We start from the raw sequence: 19056 nt of genomic DNA, 5'->3' as shown, positions 1-19056 counted from the left end.
GTGCGGAAAAAATTATGCGTGCACATGGAGAAACTAGGAAGGGAAATACTGCGCAGTGACTCTGGAAGAGAAAATAAATAAATGGAATCTCCGCTTTTTTGAAAGTTTGTGGGCCATGCAAGTGAATTTCCTTGCAGCCGATATCAATGACCTCGGGCTAGACCAATTCCTTGAAGAGCATAGGGCCTATGGAATCGGGTATGGACTCTTCGCAGTAGCGTATTTTGTGGCAGCCATGAGCATCGCCCGTGTGGCGCCAAACCCTAAGGTCAGGAGATTAACGGCCGCTGGGGTGATGGTCGTTTCCACGGCGCTTGCGTTCCTCTTTCCATCCGAGTGGATGTTTGCTGCGTTGGTTATTTTCGCCCTTGTTTATTACCTCTGGCCACGAAAAGAAGGCGTGTCTATCTGAGGTCGGCGCTCCACCAGGCAATTGGCCAGCATATCGAAGGGAGTTTGGCCAAAAGCGAGCATGCTGATGCTTAAAATTGCCAGTAGCAGGGGCATAACACCCGACCAACCTGAAAGCGTCAGCATTGTTAGCAATAGCCAGGAGTTTCGCAGGCAAGCGGTGAAAAATCCTGGGTGGGTGGCAATGATTTCTAGCTGGAGGGACCACTTACCTAGCGAGGTGGATTTCGCGGCTTCCACCCATACCCGATAGACGTAAAAGACCACGGCGGCGGCAATGGCATTATAGAGTTCTAAGGTCTCTCCAGTAAGCGGATGGTCGGCTGCCGCATTTACTACCCACCGCACCACCATGACGATGGCAGCGGCTAGGAAACTGTCAATCCACCAGGCAATGCCACGTCGTATCAATAAGCCAATCCGGTCCAAAACCATGCCCATAGGTTAGCGGGAATTGCTGCAGACGAAAATAATCGTGCCGGGAAAGATTTCGCCGCGCTCCGGAGACCATTGGCCCCAGGTGATCCTAAGGTCTTGCGGCCACTCGGGTTCAATTATGTCCTCGATAAGGAACGGGCCTTTACTCTGCAGGGCTTGGAACCAATCGGCGATGGTGCGATGGAACTCCGCATACGTGAGGTTGCCATCGCGGTCTTGCTCCAGATAGGCGCGGTCGAAGTAACTAATATCAGCCGTTAAATCGGCAGGATCATCGGGGAAGATCCAGCGCATGGGATGGGTGACTGAGAGGACAAAACGACCGCCTGGTTTAAGGACCCGGGAGACCTCCTGTAGAGCTAGGTCGAGATTAGCGAGGAAGGGAAAAGCGCCGAACGCAGAGAAAGCAGCGTCGAAGGATTCTGTGGCATAGGGGAGCGACAGCGCATCGGCTTGCGTCAAAGGAAGTGCACCAGCAGCGTGGTTGAGCATGCCGCGAGAGATATCGAAGCCAGTGGCAAAGCGGGAACGCGTTTGGAGCCACTCGGTGCACGGTGCGGACCCGCAGCCAATTTCCAGGACGGAAGAATCCGAGACGTCGCCAAGCAAGTGCACTTGGTCCTCATGGAGCATCTCTGGGCACCAATAGAAGGAAGAAAGATAGTCGGGGTGCTCGGCATGGTAGGTAGCGGCGTCGCCATCCCAGTAGGCCTGATTTGCTTGTGATGGGGAAATCACAGTGGGGGAAGAACTCCTTGGAGAAAAAGTTGCGTCTTGTATTTGCCCTTTAAGCTGGACAGATGTAGGGTTGAACGGGCGTGTCTATGCCACGGGTTGTTCTAAGCCGTTGTAGGAAGGCTTCAAGCAATCACGAGGCGGGATCGAATACTTTTCTTTTGCTGCTTTGGGCAGCTTAGCAAGCTTTTTTCGAGAGACGCGCAGTTGTCCAATTTCGATTTCCTACATTTATTCGGAGCATTTCTTAATATGCCATCTTCTAACACCCCGCAGGTTGCGATCAACGATATCGGAACCGCAGAGGACTTCCTCGCAGCTATAGATGCCACCATCAAGTACTTCAACGATGGTGACATTGTCGAGGGTACCGTCGTCAAGGTTGACCACGACGAGGTACTGCTGGACATTGGATACAAGACCGAAGGCGTTATCCCTTCTCGCGAGCTGTCCATCAAGCACGACGTCAACCCAGATGAGGTTGTCGAGGTCGGCGATGAGGTTGACGCACTTGTTCTCACCAAGGAGGACAAGGAAGGTCGCTTGATCCTGTCCAAGAAGCGTGCGCAGTACGAGCGCGCTTGGGGCGCCATCGAGGAGCTGCAGGCCAAGGAAGAGCCTGTCACCGGTACCGTTATCGAGGTTGTCAAGGGCGGCCTCATTCTGGACATCGGCCTGCGTGGCTTCCTGCCTGCATCTCTGGTTGAGATGCGTCGCGTCCGCGACCTGGAGCCGTACATCGGCCAGGAGCTGGAAGCAAAGATCATCGAGCTGGACAAGCAGCGCAACAACGTTGTCCTCTCCCGCCGTGCATACCTCGAGCAGACCCAGTCCGAGGTCCGCTCCGAGTTCCTGCACCAGCTGCAGAAGGGCCAGGTCCGCAAGGGCGTTGTTTCCTCCATCGTCAACTTCGGCGCCTTCGTCGATCTCGGCGGTGTCGACGGCCTGGTTCACGTTTCCGAGCTGTCCTGGAAGCACATCGACCACCCATCTGAGGTTGTCACCGTTGGTGACGAGGTAACCGTTGAGGTTCTGGACGTAGATCTGGACCGCGAGCGCGTTTCCCTGTCCCTGAAGGCTACCCAGGAAGATCCGTGGCGCGTATTCGCCCGCACCCACGCTGTGGGCCAGATCGTTCCGGGCAAGGTCACCAAGCTCGTTCCATTCGGCGCTTTCGTTCGCGTCGAAGAGGGCATCGAGGGCCTGGTTCACATCTCCGAGCTGGCTCAGCGCCACGTCGAGGTTCCGGACCAGGTTGTCACCGTTGGCCAGGAGGTTATGGTCAAGGTCATCGACATCGACCTCGAGCGTCGTCGTATCTCCCTGTCTGTTAAGCAGGCAGACGAGGACTACACCGAAGAGTTCGATCCGTCCAAGTACGGCATGGCTGACTCCTATGATGAGCAGGGCAACTATGTCTTCCCTGAGGGCTTCGACCCTGAGACCAACGAGTGGAAGGAAGGCTTCGACGAGCAGCGTCAGGCTTGGGAGGCACGTTACGCAGAGTCCGAGCGTCGCTTCAACCTGCACACTGCTCAGATCGAGCGCAACCGCGCCGCAGCCGCTGAGGCTGCTGAGTCTGCAGAGTCCTCCAACTACTCCTCTGATTCCTCTGATGCAGCTCCGGCATCCAAGACTCAGGCAGAGGTTGGCGGCTCCCTGGCTTCCGACGAGCAGCTCGCCGCACTGCGCGACAAACTCGCTGGCAACTAAAGCTTCCGCTTAGTTCCCTGCTGAGTTTAGAGCTCAGCTTCAAGGCCGCGTTCACTTCGTCATATAGACGGGGTGGGCGCGGCTTTTGTGATCTTTGAGACAGGCCCTGCAAACGTTTGCTGAGCCATTTGAGGTTTTTAAGTGGCTGACCAGCGCAGTTAAGAAGGGGGAGGCAAAAATTTCCTGGCAAGCCCACAAAACGGGCTTTTGTTCATGTGGGAATCCTCTTATACTCAACTATGACGTTATAGCCAGTGCTGCACTGGTTATAAGTGGTATTTGAACTGAGGAGTAAGAAGTGGCATCTACCAAGGACACTTCCGCCCACATCGTTGAAAGTATCGGCGGCGCTGACAATATTACGTCGTTGACGCACTGTGCGACGCGCTTGCGTTTCCAACTTGCTGATGCGGGGAAAGTTGATAAAGAAAAGCTCGACAGCGACCCAGCGGTGCTAGGCACCGTGCCACAAGGCGCCCACGGCTACCAAGTAGTCATGGGTGGCGGCGTTGCTGACTACTACAACGAAATCATCAAGCAGCCCAGTGTACACGCTTCCGGTGAGAAAACGGCGTCCTCCAAGAAGGAGTACGACGGCGTCCGCGGCAAGTACGACTGGGTAGATTACTGCTTCGAGTTTCTTTCTGATACCTTCCGCCCAGTTCTCTGGGCACTGTTGGGCGCCTCGCTCATCATCATGCTGCTGATCTTGGCGGACACCTTTGGTATTCAGGACTTCCGCGCGCCGCTGGATGAGCAGCCGGAAGGCTTCCGTTTGGCTCACGCCATGTTCCAGTCGGTCTTTTACTTCCTACCTGTAATGGTGGGTGCGACCGCGGCTCAGAAGCTGGGTGCGAACATGTGGGTCTCCGCCGCTATCCCAGCGGCACTTCTTACCCCGGAGTTTTTGTCCCTGGGCGAAGCAGGAGATACCGCTAATGTCTTTGGCCTGCCGTTGGTTATTAACTCCTATGGCTCCCAGGTATTTCCCCCGATTCTGGCTGCAATCGGCCTGTACTGGGTGGAAAAGGGACTGAAGAAGATTATCCCAAGTGCGGTACAAATGGTTTTCGTACCATTTTTCTCCCTGCTAATTATGATTCCGGCAACGGCCTTCCTCCTTGGCCCGTTCGGCATTGGCGTGGGCAACGGCATTTCCTGGGTCCTTTATCAAATCAATGATTTCTCTCCATTCATCTTGGCTATAGTTGTTCCGCTGCTTTACCCGTTCCTCGTTCCCATGGGCTTGCACTGGCCGCTGAACGTCATCATGATCCAGAACATCGCCACCTACGGCTACGACTTCATTCAAGGACCGATGGGCGCATGGAACTTCGCCTGTTTCGGCGTCGTCGGCGCGGTCATGGTCATCTCCTTCAAGGAGAAGAACAATGCTATGCGCCAGGTTTCCATCGGTGCGTTTGCAGCGGGCATCCTAGGTGGCGTGTCGGAACCTTCCCTGTACGGCATCTTGTTGCGCTTCCGCCGCAGCTACTATCGGTTGCTGCCAGGTTGTGCCTTGGGTGGCGCAATCATCGGTCTTTTCGACGTCCGTGCAGAAGCCTTCGTCTTTACCTCGGCGTTGACCACCAGTGCCATGACCCCGCATTTGGGCTATGTCCTTGGTATTACGGCTGCATTCCTTACTTCTTTCTTGCTCACCTTGTTCTTCGGCTACCGCACGGCAGAAGAAAAGCAAGCTGACTTGGAGCGCATTGCGCGCGAACAAGGCGAGACTGTTGACGATGCAGCTGCTCGCGCAGAGATGAAGTTCCTTAAGGGCAATGGTACAGACTCCGCGATCGAGGGCGGCGCCGTTCCCGCCAGCTCCGCAGGCGCTGCTGCTGCCGGCGTGGCCACTAAGCAGGCTGGGAAAGATGCTATTGCGCTGGAATCTCCCCTCGAGGGCGAGGCGGTCGCTCTATCGGAAGTTCCGGATCCCATTTTCGCCGCGGCAAAGCTGGGCCCGGGTATGGCGGTCCAGCCGGCGGGCAATGCGGTCTTTGCGCCTGCCGACGGCAAGGTGCTCACCGTTCAAAAGTCTGGCCATGCGGTAGGACTGAGCTTGGACAACGGCGTACAGCTACTCATTCACGTAGGTCTCGACACCGTGGAGCTGGGAGGCGAAGGTTTTGAAGTCCATGTGGAAAAGAAGCAACGCGTTTCCGCAGGCGATAAATTGATTTCCTTTGACCCGGAATTTATCCGCTCCAAAGGCTATAACCTGATTACCCCTGTGGTAGTTACTAACGCCACCAAGTTTGGAACTGTCACCGGCGAGCCTGGCCAGGTTTCCTCGAGCGATGTGTTGCTGCACATTTCTCCAAAGGCGGAGGACGCAGAGTAAAAGAGACGCTTTCTCCTGAATTGCAATGAAGAGCCCCACCATCGCGTATGGTGGGGCTCCTTTTCGCGTAGGGTGGCGACCATGAAACTCATTGGCCTTACAGGTGGCATTGGCAGCGGTAAGTCAACAGTTGCATCCTTGTGCCGTGAACGCGGGTGGCGAGTGGTCGACGCCGATGGCATTGCACGCGACGTTGTGAAGCCTGGGAAGCCTGCTTTATCCGAGTTGGCCGCAGCTTTCGGAGAGGAAATCCTGCTGTCGGATGGCAGCCTTAACCGCAAGGAATTGGCACGCCGGGCCTTTGCGGACAAAGAGCACACTGAGTTGCTGAACTCTATTACCCATCCACGCATCCAAGAGGAGACACAGCGGCAATTTGCGACGGCGCGTGGAGATGGCTGTGACTTCGCCGTTTATGATATGCCGCTGTTGGTGGATAATGGCCTGGACAAAGACATGGACTACGTCATTGTGGTCGATGTGGATCCTGAAGAGCGCGTTCGTCGGCTGGTGGCTTTTCGAGGGATAGAAGAGGAAGATGCGCGCCGTCGCATTGCGGCACAGGTACCGGATGAGGTGCGGCTTGCCGCGGCCACGCACGTCATTGATAATAACGGCACGCTTGACCAGCTACGTGTGCGAACGACTGAGGTCCTGGACCGCATTGAAGCGGAGTCACCGAAGGTTTAACCATTGGGTAGCTAAAGTTTACGCCATTTCGAAGTCTTGTTAACCTGGGCAGCTTAAGCTACCCGCCGTGGGAACGTGGGATACTGGGCCTTTTGATAATCACGCGGCGCGAGAACTACTCGCAAGCTTGCGGGATGGTTCCTTCGATCTCAAAAGCTTTCAGCAATCATGTTCCACAGAGCCTATCGACTCGGATGACGCAGAAACTATGATTGCACTCGGCGCCTTGTTGAAATTAAAGGCTGATGCACTGCCGGAAGGCATCGAGCGCGAGGATCTCGCGCCCCTGTACACGCCGCAGTCAAAGGCTTGGCTGCGCCGCCGCATCAATAGTGCGATGCGGCCCGAGACGTCTTCCGTTTATGCGCTGTGGGAGACCACTGGCGAGTTGGAAGAATGGCTTCGCACCGCGCAGAACTCCTTGCCCTGAACGTAGCTAGGCGCGCCACCTAAACAGTAGAGTAGTGGGTATGGCTTTTGCTGCTGAACATCCCCTTATTCCAAATTCCGAGCACCGCGTTGTCAGCGAGGTCGAGCGCACCCCGGGCGAGTTTCAGGTCGTTTCTGAATATGAACCGGCTGGTGACCAGCCCTCCGCCATCGCAGAGCTCAATGACAGACTCAACCGTGATGAGCGCGATGTTGTGCTGATGGGTGCTACCGGTACCGGTAAATCTGCCACCGCCGCGTGGCTCATCGAAAAGCAGCAGCGGCCCACGTTGGTGATGGCGCCCAATAAAACCCTGGCTGCGCAGCTAGCGAACGAGCTGCGCCAGCTCTTGCCGCATAACGCAGTAGAGTACTTCGTTTCTTATTACGACTACTACCAGCCAGAAGCATATATTGCGCAGACCGATACCTATATTGAAAAGGATTCCTCCATCAATGAGGACGTAGAGCGCCTGCGCCACTCGGCTACGTCGGCACTATTGTCTCGCAGGGACGTGGTCGTAGTCTCTTCCGTGTCCTGCATTTATGGCTTGGGCACTCCACAGTCTTACCTGGATCGCTCGGTAATCATTTCTGTTGATGAGGAGCTGGACCGCGATCGGTTCCTGCGACTGCTGGTGGATATCCAATATGAACGCAATGACGTGGGGTTTACCCGCGGCACCTTCCGCGCCAAGGGCGATACAGTAGATATCATTCCGGCCTACGAGGAACGTGCGGTGCGCATTGAATTCTTCGGCGACGATATCGATTCCCTGTATTACATTCACCCCGTGACTGGCGATGTCATAGAGGAAGTAGATGAGGTTCGCATCTTCCCGGCCACGCACTACGTGGCCGGGCCCGAACGCATGGAAAAGGCCGTGGCAGCGATTAAAGAGGAATTGGCTGAGCGCTTGGAGGATCTAGAAAACCGCGGCAAGCTGCTTGAAGCGCAACGTCTGCGCATGCGAACCGAATACGATCTGGAGATGATCGAGCAGGTAGGTTTCTGCTCCGGTATCGAGAACTACTCCCGTCACGTCGATGGTCGTCCGGCTGGCTCAGCGCCGGCTACGCTACTCGATTACTTCCCAGAGGATTTTCTCACCATCATCGATGAGTCACACGTTACAGTTCCACAGATTGGCGGCATGTTCGAGGGCGATATGTCGCGCAAGCGCAACTTGGTCGAATTCGGTTTCCGTTTGCCGTCCGCAGTGGATAACCGCCCGTTGACCTTTGATGAGTTTGAACAGCGGGTCGGACAAACCGTATACATGTCCGCCACCCCAGGCGATTTCGAGCTTACGTCCTCGGATGGCGAATACGTAGAGCAGGTAATTCGCCCGACTGGTCTGGTGGATCCGAAGGTTACTGTCAAGCCCACCAAAGGGCAGATTGATGACCTCATTGATGAGGTGCGCACTCGCATATCGAAGCAAGAGCGTGTGTTGGTGACCACGCTGACTAAGCGTATGGCAGAGGACCTTACTGACTATCTGTTGGAGCAGGGGATAAAGGTGCGCTACCTGCACTCGGATATCGATACCTTGCAGCGCGTCGAATTATTGCGGCAATTGCGCTTGGGAGAATTCGATGTTCTCGTGGGCATTAACCTTCTGCGCGAGGGCCTTGACCTTCCTGAGGTCTCGCTCGTTGCCATTTTGGATGCGGACAAAGAAGGCTTCCTGCGCTCTACAACTTCGCTCATTCAGACCATTGGCCGTGCTGCCCGTAACGTGTCTGGCGAGGTCATCATGTATGCCGATAAAATCACCGACTCTATGCAAGAGGCAATTGAGGAGACGGAACGGCGCCGTGAGAAGCAGATTGCCTATAACCGGGAACATGGCATTGATCCGCAGCCGTTGCGTAAAAAGATCGCGGATATCCTTGACCAGGTCTATGAAGACGGCGGAGACGAGGAGGCTAATTCCGATCCTTCCGCCATGGTGGAAAAGCGGGATATTTCTAGTATGGCTACCGATGAGGTGCAGGCGCTTATCGACGACCTCTCGGCCCAAATGGGTGCAGCCGCGCGTGAGCTCAAATTCGAGCTGGCCGGCCGCCTACGCGATGAGATTGCCGATTTGAAGAAGGAATTGCGCGGCTTGAAAGAAGCGGGGATTTAGTTTTCTCCCCCTAAAAGTGTGCTGATTGATTCTGCGGGTGCTTCTCTAAACGGCTGCGCTAGTTATACTGAATAGGTGCCAGAAGCGCCGTTTAGTTGTCACTGTGAAATGGTTCAACTGCAAGGAGAATGATGCTTACCTATAAAAACATTGCCGTCGGCACCGATGGCTCTGAAACCTCCCTGCGCGCGGTTCGCGCAGCGGCGTCCATGGCACGGGCGTACGACGCCAAGCTGATTATTATCTCAGCCTTTTATAACCACGCTGGATCCATGCTTGGCGCTCCGAGGGGCGACGAAGCCGGTCTGCCCGTTGTAAGTGAGGACATGGCTGGGACCTATTTGACCAATGCCACCCGTATCGCCGAATCGGAAGGTGCGGAGCACATTGAAATCGTAGGAAAATCTGGAGACCCAGTAAAAGCCTTGTTAGAAGTAGGCCAGGACTATGATGTGGACCTGTTCGTTGTGGGCAACCGCGGCGTGAATTCCGTCCGTGGTCGAGTCTTCGGTTCTGTGCCAACGGAACTAACCCACAAGTCAACGGTAGACGTCGTCGTAGTTAATACCACCGAGGAACGTTAATCGTTTCTCGTTGTTACACTGGCAGTAATGCCCCTGTAGGCTAAATAAACACACCGGGTACATTCCCACAAAGAAAGGTCATCATGAGCGACTACAACTCGATCGTTGTCGGTACTGACGGTTCTAAGTCTTCCCTCCTCGCTGTAGAGCGAGCAGCAAAGATTGCCGCCGCATTCGATTCCAATCTGATCATCGGTTGTGCTTACTACGAGAACCAGGAGCAGGCTTCCAAGACCCTGCGCCAGGATTCCGTTACCATTTTGGGCGATGAGAAGGCCGAGGCTAACCTGAAGGACGCCAAGGCTCACGCCGAGAAGTTCGGTGCTTCTAAGGTCGAAACCGCTGTTCGCCCTGGTACTCCGGTGCAGGCCCTGATGTCCATCGTCAATGACAACGATGCTGACCTGCTCATCGTGGGTAACCGCGGCATCAACTCCCTGACCGGCCGCCTGCTGGGCTCCGTACCTGCAGACGTTGCTCGCCAGTCGGACTGCGACGTGATGATCGTTCACACTGTCAGCTAAATGTGGTGATTGAACCCGCCTTGGTCTTGTTAAAGAGGCCAAGGCGGGTTTCGTCGTTAAGCGCTGCTTACTCCGTGGGGTGCGCGGCGTTGAAGGCTGCGGCAAGGGCACTGCCGTTTGCGCCCTGAATCAGTGGGATTGTGAAATGGCCCTCTTCATTGGCATCTGCCAGGGGGCTCAGGGAGCCATGCGAGAGCAGCTGCTCCTGCGGGCTTAGATTGCGGATGATCACAGAGTGAATCCGGTCTGGGTGCTCGTTAGCCACATCGCCGTAAGTCAATGGATCGTGCTGTCCGTCATCGCCGATCAGGATCCATTGCATGTCCGGGTAAGCGATGAGTAGATTGCGTAGCTGAACCCGCTTATGTTCTTGTCCGCTGCGGAAAAGGCCCGTCTCGGTCGGACCCCAGTCCGTGAGCAGCATGGGGCCTGCGGGGAAATTATGATGGGACAGGAATTTTTTCAGCGAGCCAAAAGTATTCCATGCTCCCGTAGAAAGATAGAACACTGGGGCCTTTGGGAATCGCTGTTGCAGCTGAGCATAGAACTCGGCCATTCCAGCAACGGCCTGTCGCTTGCTGGGGCGCTTAGCCCAAGAGTTCCACGCCGCTGTCAACGCACGTGGCAGCCACGTAACTAAAACCGTGTCATCAATATCGCTGATGATGCCAATCTTGGCGCTCGGATCCACGATGAGCACCTGGACTTCCACGGCTTGCGCGTTGGCGGCCTCGATCGTTGCCGTATGCCAACCAGGTTCTAACCCATGTTCGTGAACGAGGATGTCAACGTACCCGTTGCTATTGGTTGTGCCCGCGACGGTCTTTTCACCAATAGTCACTGAAATGTCGTGGTTTCCCACCTGAATAGTAAGAAACTGCTGGTAGCCGCGTTCACCCCAGGAATCCTTTTTGCCTTCATCAGGATCGTGCATGAGTACGCGGCCAAAAACCCTTACTTGCTCGGTGGTGCCATACCCGGTATAGCCCACAATCTGGGGCTTCCATCCCCGCCGTAGAGAACGCTTCAAAGTAAAGGTGTTCAGCGAGCTTTCAGTTTTGCGCGCAATGTCAGATAAGGCCATGGCCTAAAGCTTACGGGAGCCTAAAGAACTTCGCCGCAGTCACCGACGAGGGTAAGCGACTGGGTAGCACGAGTGATGCAGACAAAGAGATTCTGCAAACCCTGCGGGGAGGCATCGACGATCCTCTTCGGATCGAGTACCACCACATGGTCAAACTCTAAGCCTTTGAAACGTTCTGCCGTGGCGGCGTCAATAACTGCTGTGAGCCTGCCGTCTGCCTCCCTGTGTACACCAGGGGTGTAGCTGCCCTGTGCAAGTCGGCGCACCTGCACGCCATCACGGATGGCTGTAGCCGGGATGGCATCAGGGTTAATCATCTCTAATAGTCCATTAGCCAGCTCAGTGATGGGCTGCGGGGTGCGATAGTTGACGGTGAGAAAATGGTGACGGAAGCGCTGCGCGACGAACGGCTTCAGGGCCTCGCCCCAATCATCAACACCCGCCGGTGAGCCGGTCTGGGAAGTATCGCCCACCAAGGTCATCCACCGCGAAGGGCAACGACGAAAGAGCATCCGCCATTCCATGGGAGTTAATTCCTGGGCTTCGTCCACGATGATATGACCATATGCCCACGTATGGTCTTCGCGGGCGCGTTGAGCAGTGGTGCGCTTATCGCGTACCTCCTGACGGTGTGCCAAGGTCTCGGCGTCGATGACATCATGGGCAGAAAGAATTTCCGCTTCAAACATGTCATCGTCATTATCTGTGGACTCGGAAGAAGACAAGATATCTAGAGCGTCTTCTGCCTCTGCCACTTGTTCGCGCCACGCAGCATCGTCAGCTGCCTTCTTTTCCTCAGGGTTGGGCAGGCCGATGAGGACGGCTAGCTCATCTAGGAGGGCGGCATCCGAATCTGTCCATGCTCGCCCTTGTTCTCGGTAGAGCGCCTCTTGAGTTTCATCGTCGTACCCGCGGGCAGCAGAGGCAATGCGCTCAGGTGAGGAGAATAGGCTAGCAAGCACGTCGGTGGGGTGGAGCTCGGGCCAGAACTCATCGATCAATGCAGTAACGGCCGTATCTTCTGCAAGGTCATCGTGGAATTGATCGATATCGGCGCGCGAAAGGAGGTTCTTCCCGCCGAGCGGATCGGCCCCGACTTTTTCAGCCATCTGCAATGCAAGGTCTTCTACGAGGTGCTCAATAAAGGCACCGCGAGCCTCATTGTGTGGCTTTCGCGAGCGCCGGGCCCGGGTGCGGGCTCTTTTCACCATGTTGGGCGTAACGCTTAAGCTGAGTCCGTCAATTGCCAGCTCGCGTGGGTCGGCAGGAAGAAGCTGATAGTCCTTGACCGCGGTGGAGAGAATCTCCACCATGGCGGCACTACCTTTGATTTCGCGAGCGACGAGGTCTTCCTCGTGCTCTGGTTCGATTCCGGGGAAGAGCCCGCCGATGGTTGATAGCACCACGCCAGTCTCGCCCAGTTCTGGCAGCACGCGTGAAATATAGTCCAAAAAGCTGCTATTAGGGCCCACGATGAGGACGCCCGTGGCAGAAAGTAGTTCGCGGTGGGTATAGAGCAGGTAAGCCACACGGTGCAGAGCAACAGCGGTCTTACCCGTACCTGGGCCGCCTTCTACTACCATGACGCCGCGGGTGTTATCGCGGATAATCTCGTCTTGCTCTCGCTGGATGGTCTCCACGATTGACGCCATGTGGCCGGTACGTGCCCGTTGCATGGCGTGGTAGAGCGCCGATTCGCTCGCGACTCCTGCTTCTTCTTCTCGCACACCGGGGCCGGAAAGAACCTCATCGTGTATTCCGGTGACGGTGCGTCCCTTGGTGCGAATTTGGCGACGGGTGTGGACGCCTTCCGGTTGGGCCGTGGTAGCGAGATAGAAAGGCCGCGCCATTGGGGCACGCCAATCTAAAAGCAGTGTGCGATAGTCATCTTCGCGTGCATCTAGTCCCATGCGGCCGATGTAGCGGCGGTCTAGGCCTTCGGGGGTGGGATTATCGCCGGGGGCGTCGATATCAATGCGGCCAAAGACCAAGCCCATTTGGGCCACATTGAGACGATCAAGCTTTGCCTGCAGCCCGTGGTATTCGGTTTCACGGCGCACCAAGGCGTCCGCGTCCGGCGTGGAAGGATCTACATCCGCCTGCACCTCATTAAGCCTTCTATTGGCTGCCGCCACCTCATCGTCGAGGCGCGAAAAAAGTCCGTCCACATAATCTTGCTCAGTAGCGATGGCTGTGCGCTCCGAGGAACCTGCAGCCGCCGCGTGCCTATTGGATGCTGAGTTCACGTGACTCCTTGGTAATTGGACGTTGATGGGGATGGGCCGGGCACGCTGTCCGGCAAGGGGAGAGATGAGTTTAGACCCTGCCGTGACAAAGAACAACGGCCCAGCATAAGGCTGGGCCGTGTGTCACTGCCGAGTTATTCGGCCGCAGAAGTTGTGGCTACTTAGAGCGCTTTTCCAGCTTCTTGATTGCTGCCTCAATCTTCTTATTTGCCTCTTTTTGCAGCTTCTCAGCATGCTTGGAAGCCTTCTTGCTTGCGCGCTTGGACTTCGCACCATCCAGCTTGGCGACGGCCTTATCTGCACGTGCCTGAGCCTTGGTAGCGGCCTTTACAGCACCGGTACGGGCGGTGTCGCGATTGGCTTGTGCGGACTCAAGCCAGTCACCCTTGTTGTCTTCAACATAGGTCTTGGCGTTATCGACAGAGTCCTCAATGAAGGACTTTGCGTTGCCCAGCAAATCGCGGCCAGACTCTTGCCAATCGTCCTTATTGTCTTCAACATAAGTCTTGGCATCGTCAACGTAAGACTTTGCGGTATCGAGCAACCCGCGGCCGGTGGACTGCCAGTCATCCTTGTTGTCATCTACATATGCCTGTGCCTTTGCAGAGGTTTCGTTGATCCAGTCGCCGGCCTTGGTGGAAAACTCGTTGGCACGGGCGGAGAGCTCTTCGCGCTTCTGCTCGGACTCAGACTTGGTAGGCAGCGCCTGCTGAATCTTCTTGTTCGTGCGCTGACCAGCCTTTTGTGCGCGCCAACGAAGGGAAGGCTTGCCCTCGGTGTCCTGGGTAGCGATAAACAAGGCGCCGAGCAAAGCGGTATTGGTAAGGAAGCCGTTGCGGCGAGTTTCCTTGTCTTCCTTGTTATCTGCAGCCCAGAAGTTGTTCTTAGCAATCAAGTTGGGCAGAGTTGCGGCGGCCAGAACCGCAGCGGAGGTGCGCGGTGCCTTGCCCAGAGCCAAGGTGGAGCCGGCGCCTACCTTAGCGCCGCCAATAGCGCGGGTAACCAGTTCCGGGTCATTGGGAATATAGCCCTGGTACTCAGAAGGAACGGCCTTGCGCACGGTCTTGAGGAAACCTTCGGTTTCCTTTACATGCTCGGACGCGTTGCGCAGGTTGTCTACGCCTTCCCATACAAATACAGATGCCAGCATGGGGCGGGCAAGCTTGCGAATCATAGTCCTTAAAGCTCCTTAGCTCGTTGTTTTAGACCTATCGTGTGCTAGACCATTGTACGCGGAAATTGGCCACTGGATCACCAGCGGCGCTCCCACCAGTCTTCCAGCTTGGGGCGCTCCTCGCCCAAGGTAGTGGACTTGCCGTGACCGGGGCGCACGATCGTATTGTCCGGGAACTCATCAAAGATGCGCGCGGTGACGTCCTTATACAGGCGTACGAAGTCACCTTCAGAGGTGGTCTTGCCCAAGCCGCCCGGGAAGAGTGAATCGCCCACGAAAAGATTAATTACGCCATCGATGTTTGTAACTAGTGCGGCGCCGCCTGGGGTGTGGCCGCGCAAGATGATGATGGGGAGGTCGAGGCCCGCGAACTTGATGGAGTCGCCTTCGCGGAGCTCAACGTCTACCTCGGCTGGGATAGCCGGAGAATCAAGGAAGGACGCGTAGTGGATAGCGCCGGTCTCAGAGAGAACCTCTTTGAGCGCGCGTACGTGGTCCCAGTGGCGGTGGGTGGTTAGTACCGCGGTGATTTTAACGCCGGCCTTCTGGGCCATGTCGAGGAGTGCGGGGGCGTCATCGGCGGCGTCGACAAGCAAGCCTTCTTCGCCCGCCTGCAAAAGGTAGCAGTTATTGTCCATCTCGGACACAGAAATCTGATGTAACTGAAGCTCGTTAGTCATGTGTCCCAGCCTACGGGTACATTCGAGGGAAGATTGCAATCCCTAGTACTGGAGGTCTGAGCACAGTGGCTGATCGTTTGGTGGTGCGCGGTGCCCGCGAGCACAACCTCAAGGGCGTGGATATCGATATCCCTCGCGATAAAATGGTTGTTTTTACTGGTCTTTCCGGATCTGGTAAATCTTCGCTGGCTTTTGACACCATCTTCGCAGAAGGCCAGCGCCGCTACGTAGAATCCTTGAGTTCTTATGCCCGCATGTTTTTGGGGCAGATGGACAAGCCTAATGTGGAGTTTATTGACGGTCTGTCACCCGCAGTGTCTATCGATCAAAAGTCCACCAACCATAATCCGCGTTCTACGGTGGGCACGATTACGGAGATCTATGATTACCTGCGTTTGCTCTTCTCCCGTGCCGGAACGCCACACTGCCCAAAGTGTGATGCCGTAATCGAGCGCCAAACGCCACAGCAAATCGTCGATGCCGTGCTGGCGCTGGAAGAGAAACTGAAGTTTCAGGTGCTCGCACCGGTGGTGCGCAAGCGCAAAGGCGAGTTTGTTGATCTCTTCCAGGATTTGTCCGCTCAGGGCTATTCCCGCGTCCGAGTGGACGGGGAGACCTATCAGCTAAGCGATCCGCCCAAGTTGAAGAAGCAGATCAAGCACAATATTGAGGTAGTGGTTGATCGCCTGCAGGTAAAGGCCTCACAAAAGCAACGCTTAACGGATTCGGTGGAAACAGCGCTGCGCTTGGCAGATGGTCTAGTCACCATTGAGTTCGTGGATAGGGAAGAACTCACCCATACCTATTCGGAGAAGGCGGCCTGTCCGAATGGCCACACATTGACCATTGAAGAATACGAGCCCCGTGCCTTTTCCTTCAATGCTCCGTTTGGCTCCTGCCCGGTGTGTGATGGCCTGGGTACCAAATTGGAAGTTGATGTTGATCTGCTCATTCCGGATCCAGATGCTCCAGCTGTAGATGCCATTCAACCGTGGCACTCCAGCCCCAATTCCCGCTACTTTGTCAAGCTAGTAGAGGGTTTAGGCAAGGCTATGGGGTTTGACCCCAAAACTCCGGTGAGTGAATTAACCGAGGAACAGCGCCACGCGCTGATCTATGGCACCGATGAGGAAGTCCAGGTTCGATATAAGAACCGTTACGGGCGCCAGCGTAATTGGACCGCCCCATTTGAAGGCGCTACCGGGTTTATTCACCGCAAGCTGGAAACTACCGATTCTCAATCCCAAAAGGATCGCCTGCTGCAATATACCCGCCGCGTGCCGTGTAGCACCTGTAAGGGCACCCGGCTGAAGCCGGAGATCTTGGCCGTCCGCTTGGCCTCTACGACTCACGGTGAGCAGTCCATTGCCGGGCTTTGTGCGCTCTCTATTGAAGACGCCTCTGAGTTCCTAGACTCCCTGGTGCTGGGGCACCGTGAGGAAATCATTGCCGGGGCAGTGCTTAAGGAGACTCAAGCCCGCCTGCGTTTCCTCCTGGACGTCGGGTTGAATTACCTCACGCTCGATCGCGGCGCGTCCACGCTTTCCGGCGGTGAGGCGCAACGTATCCGTCTGGCTACTCAGATTGGCTCCGGCTTGGCAGGGGTTCTGTACGTGCTCGATGAGCCATCCATTGGTCTGCACCAGCGTGATAACCAGCGACTCATCAAAACCCTGCAGCGGCTGCGCGATATCGGAAACACCCTCATTGTGGTCGAACATGATGAGGACACCATCCGTGAATCAGATTGGCTCGTCGATGTAGGCCCGCGTGCGGGCGAATATGGCGGCGAAGTGGTCTACCAAGGCGAACCATCCGGAATCGAACAGGTAGAAGAGTCCCTCACCGGACAATACCTTTCCGGCAAGAAGGTGCTCGCCGTACCGGACCAGCGCCGAGAGATTGATAAGGACCGCACCCTAAAGGTGGTTGGTGCTCGGGAGAATAATCTCAAGGGCATCAACGTGGAAATCCCGCTGGGAGTGCTGGTATGTATTACTGGTGTGTCTGGCTCGGGTAAATCCACCGTGGTCAATGAGATTTTGGCTAAGACTTTGGCCAATAAACTTAACCGCGCCCGCCAGGTTCCCGGCCGTGCCAAGCGCGTCGAAGGTGTGGAGCACCTAGATAAGCTGGTGCAAGTTGACCAAAGTCCGATTGGCCGTACCCCGCGTTCTAACCCGGCGACCTACACGGGTGTCTTTGACAAAATCCGTAACCTTTTTGCCGAAACCCAGGAAGCAAAAGTCCGCGGCTACAAGGCTGGACGCTTCTCCTTTAATGTCAAGGGCGGGCGCTGTGAGGCGTGCCAGGGCGATGGCACCATCAAGATCGAGATGAATTTCCTTCCAGATGTTTATGTGCCGTGTGAGGTGTGTGAAGGAGCACGCTATAACCGCGAAACCTTGGAGGTGCACTACAAGGGCAAAAACATTGCCGAGGTTCTAGACATGCCAATCTCTGAGGCAGCGGACTTCTTTGAACCCATCAACTCCATTCACCGCTACCTTGCCACGCTTGTCGACGTCGGCTTGGGTTATGTACGCCTCGGCCAAGCTGCTACTACGCTTTCCGGCGGCGAGGCGCAGCGCGTCAAGCTAGCTTCCGAGCTGCAAAAGCGTACCAACGGTAGGACGATTTACATTCTGGATGAGCCGACTACTGGACTGCACTTTGAGGATATTCGCAAGCTGATGCTGGTTATCCAAGGCTTGGTGGACAAGGGTAATTCGGTGCTTGTTATTGAACATAACCTTGATGTCATCAAGGCAGCGGACTGGATTGTTGATATGGGCCCGGAAGGCGGTGCGGGCGGCGGTACCGTTGTGGCGCAGGGAACCCCTGAAGACGTTGCGCAAGTAGATGGCTCCTATACCGGTGGCTACCTAAAGGGCATGTTGAAGTAGGGCAAAGCGTGAAAAATATCCGCCTTGTAGTTAGCCTGCTCGCAGCTCTCGGTCTGTGTACCATGAGTGCCTGCTCTAGCGACCCCAAGATAGAAGATGCCCCAGTGTCAACGACTACCTCTGCGGTGCCGGATCCAGCTGAGGTGCGTGCTCAGCTTGACCGTGCGGTGGACAAAACCGCAAAGAAGTATCATGCAAAGGTAGGGGTCGCCATTTCTGCAGGTGAAGACACTTTTGCGGCGGGCGATAAAGGTGAGGGGCCAGTGTGGTCCACCATCAAGGTGCCCATCGCCATTGCGGCGCTCAAAGACGGTGCGGATAAAAGCTTGGTGGACTTGGCTATCAAGGAATCTGATAATGATGCCGCTTTTGCCTTGTGGTCGCAGGTGCAATGGCGCGAGGGCTCGGCAGAAAATGCGGTCAAAGCTTTACTCGACGACTACGGATCACACGCAAAAATTCACGACTCCGCTTTTGGATATTCCACGTGGTCGTTAAAGGACCAAGCAGTATTTGGCGCTGAACTGCCGTGCATTCCAGAAGCGGACTACGTCCACAAGGTGCTCAAAGACATTGTGTCCTGGCAAAGGGTAGGTTTGTCTGCGCAGCCGCGAACCCGTGCGAAAAGTGGTTGGGGACTGGATGAGGAAGAAAACGAGTACACCTACCGTCAGTTTGGAGTTCATGAGGTGGATGGAAAGCGCGTGGGAGTAGCGCTATCTGTCGTGATGGACGGGGAGGACTACGCCGATGCCGAACCAGCGGTTAAGTACCTCGCCCATCAGCTGGTAGATATCGTGGATACTGGGGTAGATGCAGGGGACATTAAAGCAGTCGCCCATTGTAAAACCCGCTAGGAACGTCGCAATTTGGTAGGAGGGGGAGGAGCTGCTATTGTCAAAGGCACTACCGCCCATGACGCCTTGTCGAGGTTCGTGGGTCACAAGCGGAGTTTCTCCC

General features: G+C 55.7%; 16 protein-coding genes. 10 read left to right on the top strand and 6 right to left on the bottom strand.

What is annotated here, in order from left to right; genetic code table 11:
* Window positions 1-55 precede the first annotated feature (55 nt).
* The gene (locus tag WMP96_RS07595) at window positions 56-412 is read left to right on the top strand and encodes a hypothetical protein (protein WP_200287587.1); all 357 of its coding nucleotides are present in this window, start codon (window positions 56-58) and stop codon (window positions 410-412) included.
* Here the strand turns inward: WMP96_RS07595 and WMP96_RS07590 are convergent.
* The gene (locus WMP96_RS07590) at window positions 376-846 is read right to left on the bottom strand and encodes an RDD family protein (protein WP_200287585.1); all 471 of its coding nucleotides are present in this window, start codon (window positions 844-846) and stop codon (window positions 376-378) included. The genes WMP96_RS07595 and WMP96_RS07590 overlap by 37 nt on opposite strands.
* Before the next feature lie 9 nt (window positions 847-855).
* Complete coding sequence (locus WMP96_RS07585) at window positions 856-1587, bottom strand: class I SAM-dependent methyltransferase (RefSeq protein WP_301716136.1); 732 nt, start codon at window positions 1585-1587, stop codon at window positions 856-858.
* A 249-nt stretch (window positions 1588-1836) separates the two neighbouring features.
* On the opposite strand from WMP96_RS07585, the gene rpsA reads away from it, so the two are divergent.
* The 7 genes from rpsA (at window position 1837) to WMP96_RS07550 (ending at window position 10006) form a co-directional block, all read left to right on the top strand.
* Entirely contained in the window at window positions 1837-3297 is a 1461-nt protein-coding gene (rpsA, locus tag WMP96_RS07580; RefSeq protein ID WP_301716135.1) for a 30S ribosomal protein S1, read from the top strand.
* A gap of 298 nt (window positions 3298-3595) precedes the next feature.
* The gene (locus WMP96_RS07575) at window positions 3596-5644 is read left to right on the top strand and encodes a glucose PTS transporter subunit IIA (protein WP_340432699.1); all 2049 of its coding nucleotides are present in this window, start codon (window positions 3596-3598) and stop codon (window positions 5642-5644) included.
* Between the two features lie 81 nt (window positions 5645-5725).
* Window positions 5726-6334, top strand: coding sequence for a dephospho-CoA kinase (coaE, locus tag WMP96_RS07570; RefSeq protein ID WP_200287579.1), 609 nt, complete (start codon window positions 5726-5728; stop codon window positions 6332-6334).
* A gap of 67 nt (window positions 6335-6401) precedes the next feature.
* Window positions 6402-6764 carry a DUF4259 domain-containing protein gene (locus tag WMP96_RS07565; protein WP_051138343.1) on the top strand — a complete coding sequence of 121 codons (363 nt, stop codon included), beginning with the start codon at window positions 6402-6404 and terminating at the stop codon, window positions 6762-6764.
* A 40-nt stretch (window positions 6765-6804) separates the two neighbouring features.
* Window positions 6805-8898, top strand: coding sequence for an excinuclease ABC subunit UvrB (uvrB, locus tag WMP96_RS07560; protein WP_200287577.1), 2094 nt, complete (start codon window positions 6805-6807; stop codon window positions 8896-8898).
* 131 nt (window positions 8899-9029) lie between these two features.
* Window positions 9030-9482: a universal stress protein gene (locus tag WMP96_RS07555; protein WP_023021649.1), complete on the top strand. Its 453-nt coding sequence runs from the start codon at window positions 9030-9032 to the stop codon at window positions 9480-9482.
* An 83-nt stretch (window positions 9483-9565) separates the two neighbouring features.
* Window positions 9566-10006: a universal stress protein gene (locus WMP96_RS07550; protein WP_005323273.1), complete on the top strand. Its 441-nt coding sequence runs from the start codon at window positions 9566-9568 to the stop codon at window positions 10004-10006.
* A 67-nt stretch (window positions 10007-10073) separates the two neighbouring features.
* Here WMP96_RS07550 and WMP96_RS07545 read toward each other — a convergent pair whose 3' ends face one another.
* The 4 genes from WMP96_RS07545 to WMP96_RS07530 form a co-directional block, all read right to left on the bottom strand.
* On the bottom strand, window positions 10074-11090 hold the full coding sequence (locus tag WMP96_RS07545) for an App1 family protein (protein WP_301716133.1): 1017 nt from the start codon (window positions 11088-11090) through the stop codon (window positions 10074-10076).
* A gap of 20 nt (window positions 11091-11110) precedes the next feature.
* A complete protein-coding gene (locus WMP96_RS07540; protein ID WP_340432692.1) occupies window positions 11111-13336 on the bottom strand; it encodes a HelD family protein in 2226 nt (741 codons plus the stop codon).
* A gap of 157 nt (window positions 13337-13493) precedes the next feature.
* Window positions 13494-14510, bottom strand: a complete 1017-nt coding sequence (locus WMP96_RS07535) for a DoxX family protein (protein ID WP_023021646.1) — start codon at window positions 14508-14510, stop codon at window positions 13494-13496.
* Window positions 14511-14587: 77 nt separating this feature from the next.
* Window positions 14588-15190 carry an MBL fold metallo-hydrolase gene (locus WMP96_RS07530; protein WP_200287571.1) on the bottom strand — a complete coding sequence of 201 codons (603 nt, stop codon included), beginning with the start codon at window positions 15188-15190 and terminating at the stop codon, window positions 14588-14590.
* Between the two features lie 65 nt (window positions 15191-15255).
* Between WMP96_RS07530 and uvrA the strand changes: the two genes are divergently transcribed.
* Together uvrA and WMP96_RS07520 are read left to right on the top strand one after the other, a co-directional pair.
* On the top strand, window positions 15256-18096 hold the full coding sequence (gene uvrA, locus WMP96_RS07525) for an excinuclease ABC subunit UvrA (RefSeq protein ID WP_023021644.1): 2841 nt from the start codon (window positions 15256-15258) through the stop codon (window positions 18094-18096).
* 8 nt (window positions 18097-18104) lie between these two features.
* Complete coding sequence (locus WMP96_RS07520; RefSeq protein ID WP_340432686.1) at window positions 18105-18953, top strand: hypothetical protein; 849 nt, start codon at window positions 18105-18107, stop codon at window positions 18951-18953.
* Window positions 18954-19056: the final 103 nt, after the last annotated feature.

The sequence above is a fragment of the Corynebacterium sp. KPL4035 genome (assembly GCF_037908325.1).
Classification (GTDB): Bacteria; Actinomycetota; Actinomycetes; order Mycobacteriales; family Mycobacteriaceae; genus Corynebacterium; species Corynebacterium kefirresidentii.
Note: the sequence above shows the minus strand (reverse complement) of the source record. Positions and strands in the feature narration are given on the sequence as shown.

What these genes read in the sequence shown, in the direction of transcription:
- uvrB (WP_200287577.1), top strand. Translation starts at nt 6,805, where the DNA reads ATGGCTTTTGCTGCTGAACATCCCCTTATTCCAAATTCCGAGCACCGC.
- coaE (WP_200287579.1), top strand. Translation starts at nt 5,726, where the DNA reads ATGAAACTCATTGGCCTTACAGGTGGCATTGGCAGCGGTAAGTCAACA.
- WMP96_RS07545 (WP_301716133.1), bottom strand. Translation starts at nt 11,090, where the DNA reads ATGGCCTTATCTGACATTGCGCGCAAAACTGAAAGCTCGCTGAACACC.
- WMP96_RS07530 (WP_200287571.1), bottom strand. Translation starts at nt 15,190, where the DNA reads ATGACTAACGAGCTTCAGTTACATCAGATTTCTGTGTCCGAGATGGAC.
- WMP96_RS07590 (WP_200287585.1), bottom strand. Translation starts at nt 846, where the DNA reads ATGGTTTTGGACCGGATTGGCTTATTGATACGACGTGGCATTGCCTGG.
- WMP96_RS07535 (WP_023021646.1), bottom strand. Translation starts at nt 14,510, where the DNA reads ATGATTCGCAAGCTTGCCCGCCCCATGCTGGCATCTGTATTTGTATGG.
- WMP96_RS07555 (WP_023021649.1), top strand. Translation starts at nt 9,030, where the DNA reads ATGCTTACCTATAAAAACATTGCCGTCGGCACCGATGGCTCTGAAACC.
- rpsA (WP_301716135.1), top strand. Translation starts at nt 1,837, where the DNA reads ATGCCATCTTCTAACACCCCGCAGGTTGCGATCAACGATATCGGAACC.
- WMP96_RS07550 (WP_005323273.1), top strand. Translation starts at nt 9,566, where the DNA reads ATGAGCGACTACAACTCGATCGTTGTCGGTACTGACGGTTCTAAGTCT.